A 604-nucleotide genomic window follows, 5' to 3' on the forward strand; every position below is an offset into this window, starting at 1 on the left:
CTGTATCCGCAGGCGTGATGGTCAGGCGTTCCACGCTGAACGTGGCGGCGATGTTGTCCAGGTCTGCGCCGGTGGCATAGGCCAGCATGACGGCCTGCGCCGCCTCGTTAACCCGCTGACGCAGGATCACTTCGCGGTAGGCGTTCTCCTCCAGCAGCTTCACTATCGGCTCGGACTCCAGCGTCAGCGTGCGGGCGATGGCGGCCTGCTGGTCTTCGGGATACAGCGACACCAGCGTGGCTTTGCGCTCCGCCAGCAGAATTTCATAATCCAGCACCTCCACCACGTCGGGGGCGGGTAACTGGCTCAGGTCGATAGTTGCCATAATTCAGCTCACTGGAAGGGTTAAGGAGATGGCGGCGGACGTGTCTTTGCGGGTGCCGGTGAGTTCCACCACGCCTTTTCCGTCGAACGTCGTTTCAAAGGTGATGCCGGTGAGGCTGACGCGCGGCTCCCATTTCAGGATCGCGCTGTAGCAGGCCGCCATAATTTGCAGCCGCAGCGCCGCATTCTGCGGGCGGTCAGTCAGTTCAGACAGCAGTGAACCATAGTCACGGCGCATGACGCGGGAACCGACGGGCGTGCGCAAAATGTCGCTGACCGA

The 604-nt window shown here is 62.1% G+C and carries 1 protein-coding gene and 1 pseudogene; both read right to left on the reverse strand.

The features are described from left to right. Positions 1-325, reverse strand: a pseudogene (locus tag ED901_RS13210) (baseplate assembly protein); the annotation flags it as partial. Positions 326-328: 3 nt separating this feature from the next. Continuing rightward, the coding region (locus ED901_RS13215; RefSeq protein ID WP_122096306.1) for a GPW/gp25 family protein at positions 329-604 on the reverse strand (276 nt) is incomplete at its 5' end.

This window comes from Rahnella sp. Larv3_ips (genome assembly GCF_003697865.1).
Lineage (GTDB): Bacteria > Pseudomonadota > Gammaproteobacteria > Enterobacterales > Enterobacteriaceae > Rahnella > Rahnella rivi.